Source organism: Proteus sp. TJ1640 (genome assembly GCF_003144445.1).
GTDB lineage: Bacteria > Pseudomonadota > Gammaproteobacteria > Enterobacterales > Enterobacteriaceae > Proteus > Proteus penneri.
In genome coordinates this window covers 398850-419021 of record NZ_PENY01000022.1, presented here as the reverse complement: position 1 = coordinate 419021, position 20172 = coordinate 398850, and the positions used below count along the sequence as shown (strand labels likewise).

Genomic DNA, 20172 nt, shown 5'->3' with positions numbered 1-20172 from the left:
CTCCCCATGTGAGAGTAGGGAACTGCCAGGCATTAAATAAGACGAGAAAGCCAACCCAATGGGTTGGCTTTTTTGCGTTTAGAGTTTTTAAATCTCAAAAAATGAGCCATCTATTCTATATTTAAGTTGTTAATAAGATAATTGCTAAATAATACCTTGGCTCCAACGAGAAAATTGCTCAATTCCCATTCGATTTAATATATAACGAAACCAAACACTGTAATTTTGTGCATTCTCTTCAATATCTTGATAAAGAGAATCGAGGGAGATCCAGCGGTAATTCATCACTTCATCTGGATTACTCTGGGGTAATTCGTTACTAAACCCAAGAAATAGATGATCGAATTCATGTTCTATAAGATTATCAGTTACTTTTTCGTTATACAGAATAGTTCCAATAGATTGCATATCACATTTCATGCCTAATTCTTCATTTAAACGACGATGAATAGCATCTGAAAGTAATTCGTTTGGAAGAGGGTGACTACAACATGTATTTGCCCATAAACCACCAGAATGGTATTTGGATATTGCACGTTGTTGAATAAGTAATTGCTTTTTTGAATTAAAAATAAATATTGAGAAGGCTCGATGTAAGGCGCCTACAATATGAGCTTCAAGCTTTGGCATCGTTCCCAGCTCATTATCATTTTTATCTACGAGAATAACAGCGTCTTCCACAAGAAATCACCTTAATAAAATAATATATTGTTATATCGTGAATATAGCATGACTGTATATCAAATAACGATTCAATGTGTTGTTCTTTTTATGGCATCACTGTGATGATGCCTTTATTATCGTGATAAATATGTAGATAATCTATTTTTTAAAAAAATGTAAAATAACTGTTTGTTTTATATAAATTAAAAATAATTAACGAAAATGATTTAGATAATGATTATTAGAGAGTTTACTAGATTCATATTATGATGAGAGGTAAGATGAAATACTAATTCTGCTATTGTGTGTAGCAAAATCTAAAATAAAGGAATTTAGTTATGTCATCTATATTACCTCGCTCTGTAACCTCACCAAAAAAATTCTTTATTGGTAGCCAATTACTGTCTTCTGTCGGTAAATATGTAAAAGATTTTGGTGATAACGCATTTATTATTAGTGATGAGTTTTTTTTAGAAAAAGTAACTAAAGAAGCCATTCCTTCTCTAAAAGAAAATAACATTGTTTCACTGGTTGAAAAATTTAATTACGAATGCACTGAGGCAGAAGTTAATCGCCTCGGTAAAATTGCGGTTGAAAATAAAGCGAACGTGATTATTGGTATTGGGGGTGGTAAGACCTTAGATGTGTCTAAAGCCGTTGCTTATTATCAGCACATTCCTGTTATTTTATTCCCAACTATCGCTTCAACTGACGCGCCTTGTACTGCATTGTCTGTGTTATACAAAGAAAATGGTGAGTTTGATAAATATTTATTCTTGCCACAAAACCCGGACGTTGTTATTGCAGATACCGCTATTATTGCATCTGCCCCGCAACGCTTTTTCTCAGCAGGTGTTGGTGATGCCCTAGCGACTTACTTTGAAGCTCGTGCTTGCTATCAAGCAGACGGCTTAAATTTGGTCAATCAACGTCCATCACGTACAGGTCTTGGCTTAGCACAGCTTTGCTTTGAAATGTTAAGTGAAAACATTGATAAAGCAATGGACGCTATTCGCCATAAAATTACCACTCCTGCATTAGAGCAAACTATTGAAGCAACAATCTACCTGAGTGGTGTTGGTGCTGAAGCCGGTGGCTTAGCCGCTGCTCATGCAGTAAATAATGGTATGTCAGCGGTTGAGTCTTTACACCGTGTTCAACATGGTGAAAAAGTAGTATTCGGTTTATTAACTCAATTAGTGTTAGAAAATGCACCACAAGAAGAAATTGATGAAGTGATCCGTATTATTAAAGCGGCAGAATTACCACTGACACTTGAAGATATGGGTATGAAAGAATTTATTGAAAGCGAATGGCGTACTGTGGCGAAAATTGCCTGTGCTGAAGGTGATACCATGGGCAATATGCCAATGAAAGTTACTGAAGACGATGTTTATAACGCAATGATCGCGGCTAACGCATTAGCTCATCGCTATAAATAATTCTTAGCTTGGCAAATGATTATCTTAAAACCCCAAATTTATTTTGGGGTTTTTCTTTAATCCAAGGTTGGATTCATGTGGGCAAGATCGAATGGTGTTATCTGATAAACATAGTAATTCAACCAATTTGCAAACAATAAATGCCCATGACTACGCCAAGAAGCGATAGGTTTTTTGCTTGGATCATTATTAGGAAAATAATTTTCTGGTAATTGAGGATCTAGCCCTGCTTTAACATCACGATGATATTCATCTGCTAGTGTATTGGGATCGTATTCTGGGTGCCCAGTTGCAAAGACAACTCTTTTATCTTTTGATGCAAACAAATAAGCGCCAGCTTCTTCTGAAGTCGCGAGGATCTCTAAATCAGTATTATTTTGAATAAGGTCGATAGGAAAACCAGCATAACGAGAATGTGGCGCAAAAAAAGTCTCATCAAATCCGCGAGTTAACAGTGAAAATGGTGAGCAAGTGTTATGATTATATACGCCTGAAATTTTTTGTTCTAGCGTGTATTTAGGCAGGCCGTATAAGATATTCAATCCAGCTTGAGCCGCCCAGCAAATAAAGAGTGTAGAAGTGACATGCTCTTTAGCCCATGTAATTACTTCTTTTATTTCATTCCAATAAGCCACATCCTTAAATTCGACTAGCCCTAATGGTGCGCCAGTGACGATAAGTCCATCGAAATTTTGTTCTTTAATTTGGTCAAAATCGCAGTAGAAAGTATCGAGATGCTCTACTGGGGTATTTTTAGGTATACGAGAGTCAATACGTAATAATTGAATATCAATTTGAAGAGGGCTATTAGAAAGTAATCGCAGAAATTGATTTTCTGTTTCTATTTTCTTTGGCATTAAATTAAGGATAAGCACTTTTAAAGGGCGAATATCTTGAATACTCGCTCTACTGGATGTCATAACAAAGACATTCTCTTTTTGTAAACAACTGACTGCGGGTAGCTCATCGGGTACTCTAATTGGCATTTTAATAACCTCTAAAAACATCTAGACATCTAGAAGCCCAAATTTAGCTAATAACCTTTTGAATGTCGAGGTCTTCATGTTGTATATGAAGAATATTCATATAAGAAAAAGCTATATAGCCAAAATTATCAAACATTAACATTCCTTTTTTCTGTCTATTATCGATCTCTTCCAGAGTTCTCGAATTATTTTGTAATTCTGATTTTTGTACAATAAAAAAACAACGATGTAATCACATTGTTAAAAATTATTTAAATAAAAATGGAATTCATTTTTGATTTTTGTAAAAACTGCATTAATCTTAATCAGGTGTGTAAACGCTTTTAGGGGAATGCAGAATGTCACAATCGTTAACTAAAGAAGAATTAAATTTTACGCAATCTTTTGGTAAACAGGAAAAAGAGATATTAAATCATGATGTTAAGTTATTTTTGGCTGACTTATTAAATCATTTTTCAGATAGGCGCCATGCTTTATTAGCTGAAAGAGATAACTGGAAAAATAGAGTTGATAATGGTGAACTTCCTAATTTTATTTCGGAATTAGATTCCATTATAAACTCAGAATGGAAAGTTAATCCCATACCTAAAGATCTTCAAGACCGTCGTGTTGAAATAACAGGGCCCGTTGATCGCAAAATGGTTATCAATGCATTAAATGCCAATGTAAAAGTCTTTATGGCGGACTTTGAAGATTCCTTAGCACCTACATGGGACAAAGTGATTGATGGTCAAATTAATCTGCGTGATGCCGTTAAAGGCACTATTTCTTATACCAATGAACAAGGTAAATGTTATCAACTTAAAGCGTCGCCGGCAGTATTGATTGCCAGAGTAAGAGGACTCCACCTGCCCGAGAAGCATGTGCTATGGAAAGGGGAGCCTATTGCAGGGGGATTATTTGATTTTGCTTTGTATTTTTACCATAACCACAAAGCCCTATTAGAAAAAGGGAGTGGCCCTTATTTTTACATTCCTAAATTGCAAACATGGCAAGAGGCTAAATGGTGGAGCGATGTTTTTCATTTCACTGAAAAGCGCTTTGGTTTAGCAACAGGAACCATTAAAGCCACGGTATTAATTGAAACTTTACCCGCTGTTTTCCAAATGGAAGAAATTCTCTTTCATATGAAAGAGCATATCGTTGGACTTAACTGTGGCCGTTGGGATTATATTTTTAGCTATATCAAGACATTAAAAAATTATCCTGATCGTGTCTTACCTGATAGACAGGGGATCACGATGACTCAACCTTTCTTAAGTGCTTACTCGCGTTTACTGATCCAGACTTGCCATAAGCGAGGTGCTTTTGCTATGGGCGGAATGTCGGCGTTTATTCCAAGTCGAGATCCTGAGCAAAACGGCATTATTTTGAAAAAAGTATTTGATGATAAAGAACTTGAAGCAACAAATGGCCATGATGGCACTTGGATTGCTCATCCAGGCCTTGCTGAAACGGTATTATCTGCTTTTGATGCGGTATTGGGGGCTCGCTCTAATCAGCTCGATGTGCAACGTAATGAAAAAATAACGGCAGAAATGTTATTAGCACCTTGTACAGGTGAACGTACAGAAAAGGGCATGAGAGCTAATATTCGTGTTGCCGTGCAATATATCGAAGCGTGGATTTCGGGTAATGGTTGCGTACCTATCTATGGATTAATGGAAGATGCCGCAACGGCAGAAATATCGCGTACTTCTATTTGGCAATGGATCCGCCATCAAAAAACACTGTCTGATGGGCAAATTGTGACTAAAGATCTCTTTCGTAACATGTTGAAAGAAGAGCTTGAGGTGATACGCCAAGAAGTCGGTGATACTCGTTTTGAAGAAGGGCGTTTTAAAGAAGCGGCTTCTTTAATGGATAAGATCACAACCCAAGATGAATTAGTCGATTTTCTGACTTTACCGGGTTACCAACTTTTAAATTAAAAAAGATACGTCACAACGTATTTATAAACTGCAAACATCATCACTACCGTATTTATAGGAGCTGTTTTTATGACTATTAGTAGATCAGAGCAAATCGCCCAATTAGAGAAAGAGTGGGAACAACCTCGCTGGAAAGGTATTACCCGTCCTTATAGCGCTGAAGATGTTATTAAATTAAGAGGTTCGGTTAACCCAGAACATACCTTAGCACGACGTGGCGCTCAAAGGCTTTGGTCATCATTAAATGGAAAATCGAAGAAAGGCTATGTTAATGCATTGGGTGCTTTAACGGGTGGGCAAGCATTGCAACAAGCAAAAGCAGGATTAGAAGCTGTTTATCTTTCAGGGTGGCAAGTCGCTGCTGATGCAAACACGGCTGCAAGCATGTACCCTGATCAGTCGCTATATCCAGTTGATTCTGTTCCTAATGTTGTCCAACGTATTAATAATACCTTTAGACGGGCAGATCAAATTCAGTGGTCAAATGGCATTGGTCCTCAACATAAAGATTATATTGATTTTTTCCTTCCTATTGTGGCTGATGCGGAAGCTGGCTTTGGTGGCGTATTAAATGCCTTTGAATTAATGAAGGCGATGATTGAAGCGGGAGCGGCAGGTGTTCACTTTGAAGATCAGTTAGCTGCAGTAAAAAAATGCGGCCATATGGGGGGGAAAGTATTAGTTCCAACCCAAGAAGCTGTCCAAAAGCTGGTTGCCGCTCGTTTAGCCGCTGATGTGTCTGATGTGCCTACATTACTTGTTGCAAGAACGGATGCCGATGCCGCCGATCTCTTAACTTCAGACTGCGATCCTTATGATAGTTCGTTCTTAACTGGAGAACGCACACCTGAAGGTTTTTTCTGTACTCATGCTGGTATTGATCAAGCCATTAGCCGAGGGCTTGCTTATGCGCCTTATGCCGATCTGGTGTGGTGTGAAACATCGCTACCTGATCTGAAAATGGCAGCTAAGTTTGCTGAAGCTATTCACGATAAATATCCTGGAAAAATGCTGGCTTATAACTGTTCTCCTTCTTTTAACTGGAAAAAGAATCTTGATGATCGCACGATTGCGCATTTCCAAGATGAGCTTTCAGCAATGGGATATAAATTCCAATTTATTACTTTAGCGGGCATTCATAGCATGTGGTTTAACATGTTTGATTTAGCACATGATTACGCTAAAGGTGAAGGTATGAAGCATTACGTTGAAAAAGTACAAGAAAAAGAATTTGCTGCACTTAATCAAGGCTATACCTTCTCATCACATCAACAAGAAGTAGGAACAGGGTATTTTGATAAAGTCACGACGATTATTCAAGGTGGTATGTCTTCGGTGACGGCACTAACAGGCTCAACAGAAGAGCAGCAATTCTAAAGATCCAAAAATATTATTATCTGTTTTTGTGGTGATAATTCAGGAGCAGGATGCTCCTCTTTTTCGTGAGGTTGCTATGACGCCAGAAGATTTAATTGCTCAAACAATTTTACAAGGCTTTGATGCTCAATATGGTCGTTTCCTTGAGATAACGTCAGGAGCTCAATATCGTTTTGAGCAAGCAGATTGGCATGGTGTGCAAATCGCGATGAAAAAGCGCATCCGTTTATATGATAATCATGTTGGATTAGTGGTAGAGCAACTTAAATGTATTCGACATGACATTGATAAAGATAGTCTTTTTCTACAAAAGGTGAAAGAGAACTATACGCAATTATTGCCCAATTACCCTCGATTTGAGATTGCAGAGAGTTTTTTTAATTCTGTTTATTGTCGTCTGTTTTACCATCGTGAATTGAATAAAAAAAACCTCTTTGTTTTTTCATCACAGCCAGCTTATCGCTTTACACAAGCGCCTCGACCGTTATCAAAGCAGTTTGTTATTCAAAGTGATTTATCCGCATTACTGCAAGATATTTTATCACGCTTACCTTTACGATTGCCGTGGCAAAATAAGCAACGCGATATTCATTCTATTTGTAATGTACTTACCGCTCAGTTCTCTTCGGAACAATTACAGAGCGCAGTATTTCATATCGCAAACGAACTCTTTTATCGCAATAAAGCTGCTTGGCTGATAGGTAAAATTGTTATTGATAATCAATATATTCCGTTCCTATTACCTATTCATAATATTGAACAACAATTGTTGATTGATACTTGTTTGATAACCGCAGATGAAGCCAGTATTGTCTTTGGTTTTGCCCGTTCTTATTTTATGGTTTATGCGCCATTTCCTGCGGCATTAGTCGCATGGTTAAGAGATATATTACCGAGCAAATCTATTGCTGAGCTTTATATGTCGATAGGGTGTCAAAAACACGGTAAAACAGAATACTATCGTGAATACCTTGCCTTTATGAATTTTTCATCAGAGCAATTTATTGAAGCTCCTGGTGTAAAGGGTATGGTGATGTTGGTATTTACATTACCAACTTATGATCGTGTTTTTAAAGTGATCAAAGATAAGTTTGCACCACAAAAAACGATCACGGCGGAGCGTGTAAAAGAATGCTATCAATTGGTTAAAGAGCACGATCGTGTTGGACGAATGGCAGATACCCAAGAGTTTGAGAATTTTATAATCGAGAAGAAAAGAATTAGCCCTGAGTTAATGGCTGTCTTTGAACAGGAGATCCCCAATAAATTGGAAGATCTAGGTGATAAACTACTGATCCGCCATCTTTATATGGAACGGAGGATGATACCACTCAATATCTATATGGAGCAGTGCGATGACAATCAACTTAAGGCTGTTGTTGAAGATTATGGACAAGCGTTGAAAGAGCTTATTGCAGCGAATATTTTTCCCGGTGATATGCTGTTTAAAAACTTTGGTGTGACTCGACATCATCGTGTGATTTTCTATGACTATGATGAAATTAGTTATATGACAGATATGAATTTTCGTGCGATCCCTCCTGCTCGTTACCCTGAAGATGAATTAGCGAGCGAGCCTTGGTATAGCGTTGCACTCAATGATGTATTCCCTGAAGAATTTCGCTATTTTTTATGTAGTGATAAACAAGTCTGTCGCTATTTTGAAACTCAACATCGTGATCTTTTATCACCAGAATATTGGCAACAACAACAGCGAAGAATTAAAGAAGGGTATATTGAAGATGTTTACGCTTATGCTCAAACTAAGAGATTTAGGAAAAAATAAAAATAAAGATAGGTATAAGGGGATACCTATCTTTATTGGATAAAACCTATTTTTGTATTGAGATAATCAGCGTTGAGTGCCTGCAACGGCTTCTTTAGCTAATTCAGTAATACGCTGGAAATCACCTGCTTTCACCGCATCATTAGGCACTAACCAAGAACCCCCAATACAAAGCACGCTCTCAAGTGCAAGGTAATTACGATAGTTTTCTGGCGAGATGCCACCAGTTGGGCAGAAGCGAATTGTTGAGAATGGTCCTGCAATTGCTTTTAAAGCCTTTACCCCACCATTCGCTTCTGCTGGGAAAAATTTAAATTCATTTAAGCCATAACTCATACCGAGCATTAGCTCAGAAACTGTTGAGATACCCGGAATTAAAGGGATTGTTCCAGCTACTGCAGCTTTGAGTAGCGCTTCAGTTAAACCAGGGCTAATAGCAAATTGAGCACCTGCTTCAGTAACTTGTGCTAACTGTTGTGGATTAATCACGGTTCCTGCACCCACAATGGCTTCTGGGACTTCTTTCGCAATACGTCGAATAGCTTCAATCGCGCAATCTGTACGTAATGTGACTTCTAAAACTTTTACACCACCGGCGACTAATGCTTTTGCAACAGGGACTGCATCATCAATATGGTTGATAACAATAACAGGAACAACAGGCCCTGATTTTAGTACAGACTCTGCACTTGTATTCCAATGATTCATCATTTGTATTTCCTAATTAGAAAATGGTGAGCAAATGAATTAAATCTGCTCCTCGTTAGGCATTAAAACTTGTTGCCATTAAAAATCAATACAACAAGCACCTTGTTCAGCTCCGGATAAATGACGACGCAAATTCACAAACAGTTCACGGCCACAGCCTATATCGTTCGCACTTAAATCAGGCATCTTATCTTGGCGAGCATTGAGTGTTTGTTCATCAACAAGGAGTGTTAACTCACCTGTTTTACCATTAACACGAATGATATCACCATCACGTACTTTGGCTAATAAACCGCTATTTACAGCCTCTGGTGTAACATGAATTGCAGCGGGAACTTTACCTGAAGCCCCTGAAAGTCGACCATCTGTCACTAATGCTACTTTATAACCTTTATCCATTAATACACCTAAAGGTGGCATCAGCTTATGCAATTCAGGCATACCGTTAGCTTGTGGTCCTTGATAACGCACAACAACCACACAATCTTTATTTAGCTCACCGGTTTCAAATTTAGCGGCAATATCATGTTGGCTATTAAACACCACAGCAGGGGCTTCAATAATTTTATTTTCATCAGGTACGGCAGAAGTTTTCATTACAGCTCGACCTAAATTACCCTGCATCACTTGTGTACCACCATGGGATGAGAATGGTGTATTGATATCAGCAATGACATCTTTATCTAAAGAGCTCGTTGTACCTTCGCGCCAATCCAGTTTACCCTCATTTAACCAAGGTTCTAAGGTATAACGCTCAATGCCAAACCCTGCAACAGTATTGACATCACGATGAATTAAGCCTTTTTTCAGTAGTTCACGAATAATCAGTGCAATACCACCTGCTGCTTGAAACTGATTGATATCGGCAGGGCCATTAGGATAAATACGAGCAATAAGTGGCACAACTTGAGAAAGTTCAGAGAAATCATCCCAATTAATGATAATGCCAGCTGCGCGTGCCATGGCGACTAAGTGCATAGTGAGGTTAGTTGAACCACCTGTTGTGAGTAGCGCAATAATGCCATTAACAATGACTTTTTCATCAACTAACTGACCGATAGGAAGATAATTACCTGAGTTTTCTGTCAATCGTACAATCTGACTTGCCGCAGCATCTGTTAATGCATCACGCAATGGTGTATTTGGATGGACAAAAGAAGCGCCAGGTAGATGTAATCCCATCATTTCCATGACCATCTGATTTGAGTTCGCTGTACCGTAAAAGGTGCAGGTACCAATGCTATGGTAAGACGCTGCTTCGGCTTCTAATAAAGCATGGCGATCTACTTTACCTTCAGCATAGAGTTGGCGAATACGGACTTTTTCTTTATTGGGTAAACCGCTAGTCATAGGGCCTGCGGGAACAAAAATCGCAGGAAGATGACCAAAAGAGAGCGCTGCCATCGTCAGTCCGGGAACAATTTTATCGCAGATCCCTAAATAGAGTGCCCCATCAAACATATTATGGGATAAACCAACTGCCGCTGACATTGCAATCACATCACGACTCAGGAGCGATAACTCCATACCATCTTGTCCCTGAGTGACTCCGTCGCACATTGCCGGAACACCGCCTGCTACTTGTCCTACAGCACCAACAGCATGTAATGCTTTTTTAATTTTTTGAGGATAATTTTCATATGGCTGATGAGCCGACAACATATCATTGTAAGCCGTGATAATGGCAATATCATTATGAACCATATTTTTCAGGCGATTTTTGTCGTCAGCCTGACAAGCAGCGAAACCATGAGCCAAATTACCACAAGCCAATTGAGCACGATGTACAGTTTGGCTTTTTGCGGCTTCGATTTTTTTCAGATAAGCACGACGAGTTACATGTGAGCGAGCAATAATGCGCTCAGTCACCTGTTTTACTGTCTCATTAAGCGGAACAAAGTCGTTCTGAATTGGGTCATGGTTTTTAGGGTTCATAATGATGCTTCCTTTATTCACACAGGGTGATGAGCGTTACTATTGGCTATGAAAAGAGAGTATTTGAATTTAGCTATAGTATTTGTTACCGGTAACATTGTTACGGGTAACAAGAAGAGTTGCAATACTCTTAATGCGTCTTAAACAACATCTGTGATCAACATCAATTTTTTTAGGTGATAAATAACAGTTTTTTAATATTTAACGAATATAAAGCCGAAACTCTGTCTTTTTAAAAAGCTGAATCGGTTTAATTAAGGAGTTCCTTCCTCATTGTTTGGTAATGAGGAAGGTGAAAGAGAGGATCAGCTTTTTACCCCACCATATTCACGGCTAATTTGTTTTGCTGCTTTGATAACCATTGCGCCTAATTCAGTGATACGTGAATCAGTCATTCTAGAAACCGGGCCTGAAAGTGAAATTGCTGCAAAAGGCTGGTGGTGTTCATCATAAATACAAGCACCAATACAGCGTAAGCCTAAAGCATGCTCTTCATCATCGAAAGAAAAACCTTGTTTACGGGCTTGCTCTAAGTTTTCTTTTAGTGAAGAAGGGAGTGTTCGGGTGTGAGGTGTATAAGCCATTAAGCCTTTTTTCTGGAGCAAAGGCAGTAATTTATTTTCTGGCAACGTAGAAAGGAACGCTTTACCCGCACCGGATGCGTGCATCGGTAATTTACCGCCAATAGGCGCCGACATTCTCATTAGCGCATTACATTGCACTTGATCGACAATCACGGCATCAAATTCAATTTGGTCAAGAATAGCCAGATTGACGGTTTCACCAGAATCTTCCATCAACTGACGCAAAATAGGATGCACCATGACCAAAAGATTACGAGTTTGTAGAAAGCTACTGCCAACAATAAAGGCGTGTGTACCAACAACCCACAATCCTAAATCGCCAACTTGACGGACAAAACCATGTTGCTGAAGTGTCGTGAGTAAGCGGTGTGTTGTGGAATTAGGTAATCCAGCTTGAAAGGCGAGATCGGTTAGGGCGATACCACCCGGAGATTCGGAAATATATTCCAATAATGTCAGTCCTCGACTTAATGACTGAACGGGGCCTCCTTGTGTAGTGCTTTGAGTGGCAGTTGTTTTCGTCTTACGCACTTTTTTATTTGTAGGGGAAACTGTCATGTATACACTCCAGAAATGCTATCCATATTAGTATCTATTATGAACTATCCCGTGTAATAAAACTCCTCCGATCACTGCATTTTTCAAAACAATATGTGTGATAAGAAATATTTATTAAAAGTATTTATCACTAAGTGAAAATCTCTCATCTTCGTCTTAGAAATCTTTGCAAAAAGATATGGTAGGATAAAAAAACAACGAAAGAAAAATAAAGAAATAAGAATAAAAACATTCTCGATTAAGAGGAAGCAACGTGGCAAACATAAAACAACAACTGGTGGAAGCATTAGAAAAACGCATCTTAGTACTTGATGGCGCAATGGGGACAATGATCCAGCAATATCAACTAACAGAAGCTGATTATCGAGGTGAACGTTTTGCTGATTGGAATTGTGATGTTAAAGGAAATAATGATCTTTTAGTGTTAACACAGCCCCAGATTATTGCGGATATACATGATGCTTATTTTCAAGCGGGTGCTGATATTGTTGAAACCAATACCTTTAACTCAACTTCCATTGCGATGGCTGATTATCACATGGAGTCACTCTGTTTCGAGCTAAATGAAGAGGCTGCAAAATTAGCAAAAGCCTGTGCAGATAAATGGAGTGCTTTAACACCTGATAAACCGCGTTATGTCGCGGGTGTGTTAGGGCCAACAAACAGAACAGCATCTATATCCCCAGATGTTAATGATCCAGCTTTTCGTAATGTTTCGTTTGATAAGCTGGTGGAAGCTTATCGAGAAGCAACGCGCGGATTAATTAAAGGCGGCGTTGATTTAATTATGGTCGAAACTATTTTCGACACACTAAACGCGAAAGCCGCTATTTTTGCGATTAAATGTGAATTTGAATCGCTCAATATTGAATTACCTGTGATGATATCTGGCACCATTACAGATGCATCAGGGAGAACCTTAACAGGGCAAATAACAGAAGCGTTCTACCACTCTTTACGTCATGCTGATGCGCTCTCATTTGGTCTAAACTGCGCGTTAGGGCCTAAAGAATTACGTCAATATATTCAAACACTTTCACAAATTTCTGAAACTTATGTTAGTGCTCACCCTAATGCTGGTTTGCCTAATGCATTTGGAGGCTATGATTTAGATGCCCAAGAAATGGCTGAGCAAATTAAAGAATGGGCGCAAGCGGGTTTTCTCAATATTGTAGGGGGATGTTGTGGAACAACACCTGCACATATTCTTGCCATTTCACAAGCAGTAGAAGGTATCGCACCAAGAGTATTACCGACTATTAAAAAAGCATGTCGCCTTTCAGGTTTAGAGCCTTTAGTGATTGATGATAATTCACTGTTTGTAAATGTGGGGGAACGAACTAACGTCACAGGTTCCGCGAAATTTAAGCGCTTGATAAAAGAAGGCAATTACCAAGAAGCATTGGATGTTGCACGTCAGCAAGTTGAAAATGGTGCTCAAATCATCGATATCAACATGGATGAAGGCATGTTAGATGCGGTGGAAGCTATGACTCGTTTTCTCAATCTTATTGCCGGTGAGCCTGATATTGCCAAGGTTCCGGTGATGATTGACTCTTCAAAATGGGAAGTAATAGAAGAGGGACTAAAATGCATTCAAGGCAAAGGTATTGTTAACTCTATTTCGATGAAAGAAGGAGAAATACCTTTTCTTGAACACGCTAAATTAGTACGTAAATATGGTGCCGCTGTCGTTGTTATGGCGTTTGATGAAGTGGGGCAAGCGGATACTCGAGAGCGTAAAATCGAAATTTGTCGCCGAGCTTATCAACTACTCACAGAGCAAGCAGGTTTTCCACCTGAAGATATTATTTTTGATCCTAATATTTTTGCCGTTGCAACTGGTATTGCTGAACATAATAATTATGCTGTTGATTTTATTGAAGTTTGTGCAGATATTAAATCTCAACTACCTTATGCCTTAATTTCTGGTGGGGTCTCTAACGTTTCATTCTCATTTCGGGGTAACGATCCTGTTCGTGAGGCTATTCACTCCGTTTTTCTCTATTATGCCGTCAAAAATGGTATGGATATGGGAATTGTGAATGCAGGGCAACTTGCCATTTACGACTCATTACCGGATGAACTGCGTAATGCGGTTGAAGACGTCATTTTAAATCGCCATGAAGAGAGCACCGACAATTTATTAGCACTTGCTGAGCGTTATCGCGGTAGTAAAAGTGATGAGCAAAATCATCAGTTAGCAGAATGGCGACAATGGGATGTAGAAAAACGCTTAGAATACGCGTTAGTAAAAGGGATCACCGAATTTATTGTTGAAGATACGGAAGCTTGTCGTCAACAAGCATCAAGCCCAATTGAAGTCATCGAAGGGCCATTGATGAATGGTATGAATACAGTGGGTGATTTGTTTGGCGAAGGCAAAATGTTTTTACCCCAAGTTGTGAAATCAGCTCGTGTGATGAAACAAGCGGTTGCTTATCTCGAACCTTATATTCAAGCGACAAAACAAGCAGGTACTTCTGCAGGTAAAATTTTACTCGCTACCGTAAAAGGGGATGTTCACGATATTGGTAAAAATATTGTCGGAGTTGTTTTACAGTGCAATAACTACGAAATTATCGATTTAGGTGTGATGGTGCCTTGCGATAAAATTTTGCAAACAGCAATTGATGAAAAAGTCGATATTATTGGTCTTTCAGGGCTGATCACACCTTCACTGGATGAGATGGTGAATGTTGCTAAGGAGATGGAAAGGCGCGGTTTTTCTTTACCATTAATGATTGGTGGAGCAACAACATCTAAAGCGCATACGGCAGTAAAAATAGAACCCAATTACAGTCATCCTACCGTTTATGTACAAAATGCATCGAGAACTGTAGGTGTTGTTGCCGCACTATTATCTGAAACACAAAAAGCGGATTTTGTTGCAAAAACACGGCGCGAATATGAAGTCGTACGCCAGCAATATGCCAGAAAAAAACCTCGTACGCCTCCTGTTTCTTTAGAAGCTGCACGACAGAATGCGCTACAAATTGATTGGCAAAATTACATACCACCAAAGCCTAATCAATTAGGCGTGCAGGAGATCTCTGCAAGTATTGAAACCTTGCGTGAGTATATCGATTGGACACCTTTCTTTATGACGTGGTCTTTAGCGGGTAAATATCCTCGAATTTTAGAAGATGACGTGGTGGGCGAAGAAGCAAAACGTGTATTTGCCGATGCAAATGCGATGCTGGATAAATTAAGTCGCGAAAAATTATTAACACCAAAAGGAATTGTTGGGTTATTTCCTGCAAATCGTGTTGGTGATGATATTGTGATTTATCGCGATGAAACTAGGCAACAACCGTTGTTATATAGCTGCCATTTACGTCAGCAGACAGAGAAAAAAGAGTTTCCTAACTACTGTTTAGCCGATTTTATTGCTCCTGTAGAAAGTGGTGTTCCTGACTATTTCGGTGCTTTTGCTGTAACAGGAGGGTTAGAAGAAGACACGCTCGCCAATGCTTATGATAATGCTCATGATGATTACAATAAGATTATGGTGAAAGCACTATCAGACCGTCTTGCTGAAGCTTTTGCGGAATACCTTCACCAACAAGTGAGAACAAAAATTTGGGGATATAACCCTGATGAAGCTCTCTCTAATGACGAGCTTATTCGAGAAAAATATCAAGGAACACGACCTGCACCAGGATATCCGGCTTGTCCTGAACACACAGAAAAAGCCAAAATTTGGCAACTGCTTGATGTTGAAAATCGTATTGGTATGAAGCTAACAGATGCTTATGCAATGTGGCCAGGTGCTTCAGTATCCGGTTGGTATTTTAGTCATCCTGAAAGTAAATATTTTGCAGTTGCTCAAATTCAAAAAGATCAGGTTGACGATTACGCAAAACGTCGAGGGATGAGTGTTAGTGAAGTTGAACGTTGGTTAGCGCCTAATTTAGGGTATGAGTCTTAATTTGTCTTTATTCTAAGATCTTCAACAATATAATAATCTAGAGGGGATAGCGATATCCCCTTGTTATTTCCTCTCGCAGTTCCCATTAAAGGTGTATAAGCTATAAGCCTGTATCAGAAAAAAGGACATGACGATGAACTATACTTTGTACCTTCAGAAAACCCCACCTGCTGGCGTTGAGGTGCCGTTTCCTTCTTTAGCAAAAGGGAATTATCCATTAAGTGAAGTTTTAATTAATGCTTTTTTAAATCTGATGCAATTAACAGGAAGTTTAGATACAGAGGCAATTTTAGACGAAAAAGCATTTGACAATATTTGGCTAAAAGCAGAAATGACGCCTGCACGAATTGAAGAAGTTGGAGACTATATTTATCATAAAATTCCTACTTCTCCAGAGCCTGTTGAAGAAGAAATCGTGTTATTTAAGCAGGCAATGAAAGAGGAAGAGGCGTTATTAGCCAAAGAAAGTGACAAAGAAGGTCATATTCCTATTCATAAATTTGCCACTAATGATGGTTGGATTGTCACTCCGAATGAGTGTGAAATCATTGCAGCTACGCTTACCGCTAAGTTACTAGAAGATAACCGAGTTTTTGTTGAGAAAATTGCAAAGATGTCTCATCTAGCTCATCGTTCTTTAGAAATTGCTTTAATTGATTTTGGTAAATTTAACCAATTTGCGAAAAAATATGGCGGTTATCGAGTGTATTAAAAATAAAATATTTTTAATGTAACGTATGAAAAGTAGAAGAGAAATAATGTCTTATCTCTCTTCTATATCTTGAAATTAGTCATTAATTAAAACAGTGTATCATGTAATTTACGCACAATATTATCCGCATCTTTGCCATCAACTAATAAGCATAAATTGTGAGTACTTGCACCATGGCTGATCATCCGAATATTGTAATCTTCTAATGCGCCAAAAATCTGGCTTCCTAAGCCATTCACTTGTGAGAGTGAATTACCGATAATCGCAACCAGAGCCAAATTTTCTTCTACTTCAACACGACATAATGCGGATAGTTCCGTTAAGAGCGCATTGGTTAATAAACTACCTGATGCGCTGGTGGTACCTGTTGTATCGAGGGTTAACGCAATGCTTACTTCAGATGTGGTTATCACATCAACAGAGATATGATGACGCGATAAAATAGTAAATATTTCTGCTAAAAAACCGCGTGCATGAAGCATTTTCAGGCTATGTAACGTGAGTAAAGTTTGTTTTCTACGTAGCGCAATCGCGCGAAATACAGGTGGATTTTCTGTTTGAGCACAAACTAATGTGCCACCTTCTTCGGGGGCTTTACTTGAGCCAACAAATACAGGAATACCACTACGAACTGCGGGTAATAATGTCGCAGGATGCAAAATTTTAGCGCCAAAAGTTGCCATTTCAGCCGCTTCATCAAAAGCGATTTGATCGATACGATGCGCCTCTGGCACTATTCTTGGGTCAGTGCTGTAAATGCCTGGTACATCTGTCCAGATATCTACACGAGACATTCCCAGCGCCTCACCAATCAGAGCAGCCGTATAATCACTACCACCACGACCTAGCGTTGTTGTTCTACCTTTTGGCTCTTGACCAATAAAGCCTTGTGTGACAATCACTGTTTCCTCTAAACGAGGTTGAATAAGGCTTTGTGTGAGCTCTGTTAATTGCATCATATCGGGTTCAGCATGGCAAAACAGATCGTTGGTTTTCATCACTTTTCTGACATCAAACCAGTCTGCTTGTACACCTTTTTCACGCAATAGTTCAACAAAGAGCAATGTTGACATTAATTCACCGTGGCTGACTAATTCATCTGTTAATGCATCAGATGTGGCAAGTGACGCTGCTTCTGAGAGCATCTCAATATTCTCAAGCAGGCGATTTATTTCTTGAGAAATAATTTCTGGCTGAGAAAGCTGATTGATAATCGCATACTCAATATCACGCACTTGTGAGAGTAAAGCTTCTCGTTGTGAAAGTTCAGTCCCTGATGCAAGTTCAATTAATAAATTAGTTATTCCCGCAGATGCCGAAAGAACGACGACACGAACTGATTTTTGTTTAAGAATAATATCTGCACACTTTTCCATTGCTGAATAGTTAGCAACACTAGTGCCACCAAATTTAGCGATAGTGTATGGCGATGATGCAGATGAAGGCGTAGCAGTATTATCAGTCATTGTCGTATTCCTTTAGGCAAAAATGAGATGTTGGACACAACTTAGAAATATCGGTTATTAAGTAGAGAGTCAATGTAGAGTGAAGAATAATCAATTTAATTAATAATCAGCTCTGCATTATCGGTTTTACCTATGAAAGTAATTAGTACTAGATTTGTTGAATGGTTTTGACCAATATCATCAAATGAGAAAGAATTGACTGTAACTATTAAATGTCAGGCTACAATCTGAGAATATCAGATTGTAATCTTAAGAGAGTATTGTGAATGAAAAATGTAAACCCAACCCAAACACTCGCCTGGAAGGCATTAGAAAACCATTTTTCGGTTATCAAAGATACCGAGATGAAAACACTTTTTGCTCAGGAACCATCACGCTTTGAGCAATTTTCAAAAGTATTTTCAGACCAAATTCTAGTGGATTTTTCAAAAAACCGTATTACGAAAGAAACATTAGATAAATTGCAGGCTTTGGCTAAGGAATGTGACGTAGAAGGTGCGATACATAGCATGTTTACGGGTGAAAAAATCAACCGTACTGAAGATCGTGCTGTATTGCATACCGCATTACGTAATCGTAGCAATACTCCCGTCATCGTTGATGGCAAAGATGTCATGCCAGAAGTTAATGCCGTGCTGAATAAAATGAAACAGTTCAGTGAACGTATTATTAGTGGCGAATGGAAAGGTTATACAGGCAAAGCAATTACTGATGTTGTAAATATTGGTATCGGTGGGTCCGATCTCGGCCCTTATATGGTAACAGAAGCATTACGTCCGTATAAAAACCACCTTACTATGCATTTCGTTTCGAATGTTGATGGTACACATATTGCCGAAACACTGAAAAAATGTGATCCCGAAACGACATTATTCTTAATTGCGTCAAAAACATTTACCACACAAGAGACCATGACAAATGCGCATTCAGCAAGAGATTGGTTCTTAGCATCAGCGAAAGAGAGTGCTTTTGTCGCTAAACATTTCGTCGCGTTATCTACGAATAGCACCGAAGTTGAAAAATTTGGTATTGATACGGCTAACATGTTTGAGTTTTGGGATTGGGTCGGTGGTCGTTATTCATTATGGTCAGCAATTGGTTTATCTATCGCGTTATCTGTTGGTTATGACAACTTTGAGCAATTACTGGAAGGTGCTCATGCAATGGATAACCACTTTAGAACCGCTGATGCTGAAAATAACATCCCAACAATCCTTGCACTGATTGGCATTTGGTATAACAATTTTTTTGGTACAGAAACTGAAGCGATTCTGCCATACGATCAGTACATGCATCGTTTTGCTGCTTACTTCCAACAAGGCAATATGGAGTCAAATGGTAAGTATATTGATCGCGATGGAAATAAAGTCAGTTACCAAACAGGGCCTATTATTTGGGGCGAACCGGGTACAAATGGCCAACATGCGTTTTATCAACTGATCCATCAAGGTACAAAAATTATCCCTTGTGATTTTATTGCACCTGCAATTAGCCATAATCCTCTATCTGATCATCATGCAAAACTGATGTCTAACTTTTTTGCTCAAACAGAAGCACTCGCTTTTGGTAAAACTCGTGAGCAAGTTGATGCTGAATTTGCCGCAGCAGGAAAAGATCCTAAAACCATGGACTATGTTGCACCTTTTAAAGTATTTGAAGGTAATCGACCAACAAACTCTATTTTATTAAAAGAAATTACGCCTTATTCATTGGGTGCATTGATTGCCATGTATGAACATAAGATCTTTGTACAAGGTGTTATTTTCAATATCTTCACGTTTGACCAATGGGGTGTTGAATTAGGTAAACAGCTAGCTAACCGCATTCTTCCTGAATTAGAAGGTAAGGAAAGTGTTAACAGCCATGATAGCTCAACAAATAATCTGATTAATCGTTATAAAGCATGGCGTTAATCGAATAAACTGAATATAAGTAGTCGGTTAGATACAAAGGAGGTTTTTATGGCCTCCTTTATTTTTCGAATGTTTCGTGCTCAATCTAATTTTCTTTTAACGCTTTTTTAGATTATTTATGCGAAATGTTATCAGCTTTTAACTTCCCTTAGTCACATCATGATATCCTTATGAATAATA

13 protein-coding genes are annotated in these 20172 nt (G+C 38.8%); 7 read left to right on the top strand and 6 right to left on the bottom strand.

All coding sequences use genetic code 11. The features are described from left to right. Positions 1-144 precede the first annotated feature (144 nt). The gene (gene idi / locus DK861_RS11215; RefSeq protein ID WP_109400139.1) at positions 145-681 is read right to left on the bottom strand and encodes an isopentenyl-diphosphate Delta-isomerase; all 537 of its coding nucleotides are present in this window, start codon (positions 679-681) and stop codon (positions 145-147) included. A gap of 320 nt (positions 682-1001) precedes the next feature. Between idi and DK861_RS11210 the strand changes: the two genes are divergently transcribed. Continuing rightward, positions 1002-2105, top strand: coding sequence for a glycerol dehydrogenase (locus tag DK861_RS11210; protein ID WP_072065201.1), 1104 nt, complete (start codon positions 1002-1004; stop codon positions 2103-2105). A 56-nt stretch (positions 2106-2161) separates the two neighbouring features. Here DK861_RS11210 and metA read toward each other — a convergent pair whose 3' ends face one another. Next, a complete protein-coding gene (metA, locus tag DK861_RS11205; protein ID WP_109400148.1) occupies positions 2162-3091 on the bottom strand; it encodes a homoserine O-succinyltransferase in 930 nt (309 codons plus the stop codon). A gap of 338 nt (positions 3092-3429) precedes the next feature. Here metA and aceB point away from each other — a divergent pair, with 338 nt between their 5' ends. The 3 genes from aceB (at position 3430) to aceK (ending at position 8185) form a co-directional block, all read left to right on the top strand. Beyond that, positions 3430-5022, top strand: a complete 1593-nt coding sequence (gene aceB / locus DK861_RS11200; protein ID WP_109400138.1) for a malate synthase A — start codon at positions 3430-3432, stop codon at positions 5020-5022. A gap of 69 nt (positions 5023-5091) precedes the next feature. After that, positions 5092-6399: an isocitrate lyase gene (gene aceA / locus DK861_RS11195; RefSeq protein WP_072065199.1), complete on the top strand. Its 1308-nt coding sequence runs from the start codon at positions 5092-5094 to the stop codon at positions 6397-6399. A gap of 76 nt (positions 6400-6475) precedes the next feature. After that, positions 6476-8185, top strand: coding sequence for a bifunctional isocitrate dehydrogenase kinase/phosphatase (gene aceK, locus DK861_RS11190; protein ID WP_109400137.1), 1710 nt, complete (start codon positions 6476-6478; stop codon positions 8183-8185). Positions 8186-8251: 66 nt separating this feature from the next. Here aceK and DK861_RS11185 read toward each other — a convergent pair whose 3' ends face one another. The 3 genes from DK861_RS11185 to iclR form a co-directional block, all read right to left on the bottom strand. After that, on the bottom strand, positions 8252-8893 hold the full coding sequence (locus DK861_RS11185) for a bifunctional 4-hydroxy-2-oxoglutarate aldolase/2-dehydro-3-deoxy-phosphogluconate aldolase (RefSeq protein ID WP_109400147.1): 642 nt from the start codon (positions 8891-8893) through the stop codon (positions 8252-8254). 78 nt (positions 8894-8971) lie between these two features. Then, positions 8972-10828: a phosphogluconate dehydratase gene (edd, locus tag DK861_RS11180; RefSeq protein WP_109400136.1), complete on the bottom strand. Its 1857-nt coding sequence runs from the start codon at positions 10826-10828 to the stop codon at positions 8972-8974. A 305-nt stretch (positions 10829-11133) separates the two neighbouring features. Then, positions 11134-11970: a glyoxylate bypass operon transcriptional repressor IclR gene (iclR, locus tag DK861_RS11175; RefSeq protein WP_109400135.1), complete on the bottom strand. Its 837-nt coding sequence runs from the start codon at positions 11968-11970 to the stop codon at positions 11134-11136. Between the two features lie 253 nt (positions 11971-12223). Here iclR and metH point away from each other — a divergent pair, with 253 nt between their 5' ends. Then, positions 12224-15901 carry a methionine synthase gene (metH, locus tag DK861_RS11170; RefSeq protein ID WP_109400134.1) on the top strand — a complete coding sequence of 1226 codons (3678 nt, stop codon included), beginning with the start codon at positions 12224-12226 and terminating at the stop codon, positions 15899-15901. 133 nt (positions 15902-16034) lie between these two features. Then, positions 16035-16613, top strand: coding sequence for a hypothetical protein (locus DK861_RS11165; RefSeq protein ID WP_237612576.1), 579 nt, complete (start codon positions 16035-16037; stop codon positions 16611-16613). Positions 16614-16699: 86 nt separating this feature from the next. Here the strand turns inward: DK861_RS11165 and lysC are convergent, their stop codons facing one another. Further along, the gene (gene lysC, locus DK861_RS11160) at positions 16700-18079 is read right to left on the bottom strand and encodes a lysine-sensitive aspartokinase 3 (protein ID WP_109400132.1); all 1380 of its coding nucleotides are present in this window, start codon (positions 18077-18079) and stop codon (positions 16700-16702) included. Positions 18080-18345: 266 nt separating this feature from the next. Here lysC and pgi point away from each other — a divergent pair, with 266 nt between their 5' ends. Then, positions 18346-19992 carry a glucose-6-phosphate isomerase gene (gene pgi / locus DK861_RS11155; protein WP_109400131.1) on the top strand — a complete coding sequence of 549 codons (1647 nt, stop codon included), beginning with the start codon at positions 18346-18348 and terminating at the stop codon, positions 19990-19992. Positions 19993-20172 lie beyond the last annotated feature (180 nt).

Coding starts and splice junctions, on each gene's coding strand:
- lysC (WP_109400132.1), bottom strand. CDS start 18,079: ATGACTGATAATACTGCTACGCCTTCATCTGCATCATCGCCATACACT.
- metA (WP_109400148.1), bottom strand. CDS start 3,091: ATGCCAATTAGAGTACCCGATGAGCTACCCGCAGTCAGTTGTTTACAA.
- edd (WP_109400136.1), bottom strand. CDS start 10,828: ATGAACCCTAAAAACCATGACCCAATTCAGAACGACTTTGTTCCGCTT.
- DK861_RS11165 (WP_237612576.1), top strand. CDS start 16,035: ATGAACTATACTTTGTACCTTCAGAAAACCCCACCTGCTGGCGTTGAG.
- aceK (WP_109400137.1), top strand. CDS start 6,476: ATGACGCCAGAAGATTTAATTGCTCAAACAATTTTACAAGGCTTTGAT.
- aceA (WP_072065199.1), top strand. CDS start 5,092: ATGACTATTAGTAGATCAGAGCAAATCGCCCAATTAGAGAAAGAGTGG.
- iclR (WP_109400135.1), bottom strand. CDS start 11,970: ATGACAGTTTCCCCTACAAATAAAAAAGTGCGTAAGACGAAAACAACT.
- DK861_RS11185 (WP_109400147.1), bottom strand. CDS start 8,893: ATGAATCATTGGAATACAAGTGCAGAGTCTGTACTAAAATCAGGGCCT.
- pgi (WP_109400131.1), top strand. CDS start 18,346: ATGAAAAATGTAAACCCAACCCAAACACTCGCCTGGAAGGCATTAGAA.
- aceB (WP_109400138.1), top strand. CDS start 3,430: ATGTCACAATCGTTAACTAAAGAAGAATTAAATTTTACGCAATCTTTT.
- DK861_RS11210 (WP_072065201.1), top strand. CDS start 1,002: ATGTCATCTATATTACCTCGCTCTGTAACCTCACCAAAAAAATTCTTT.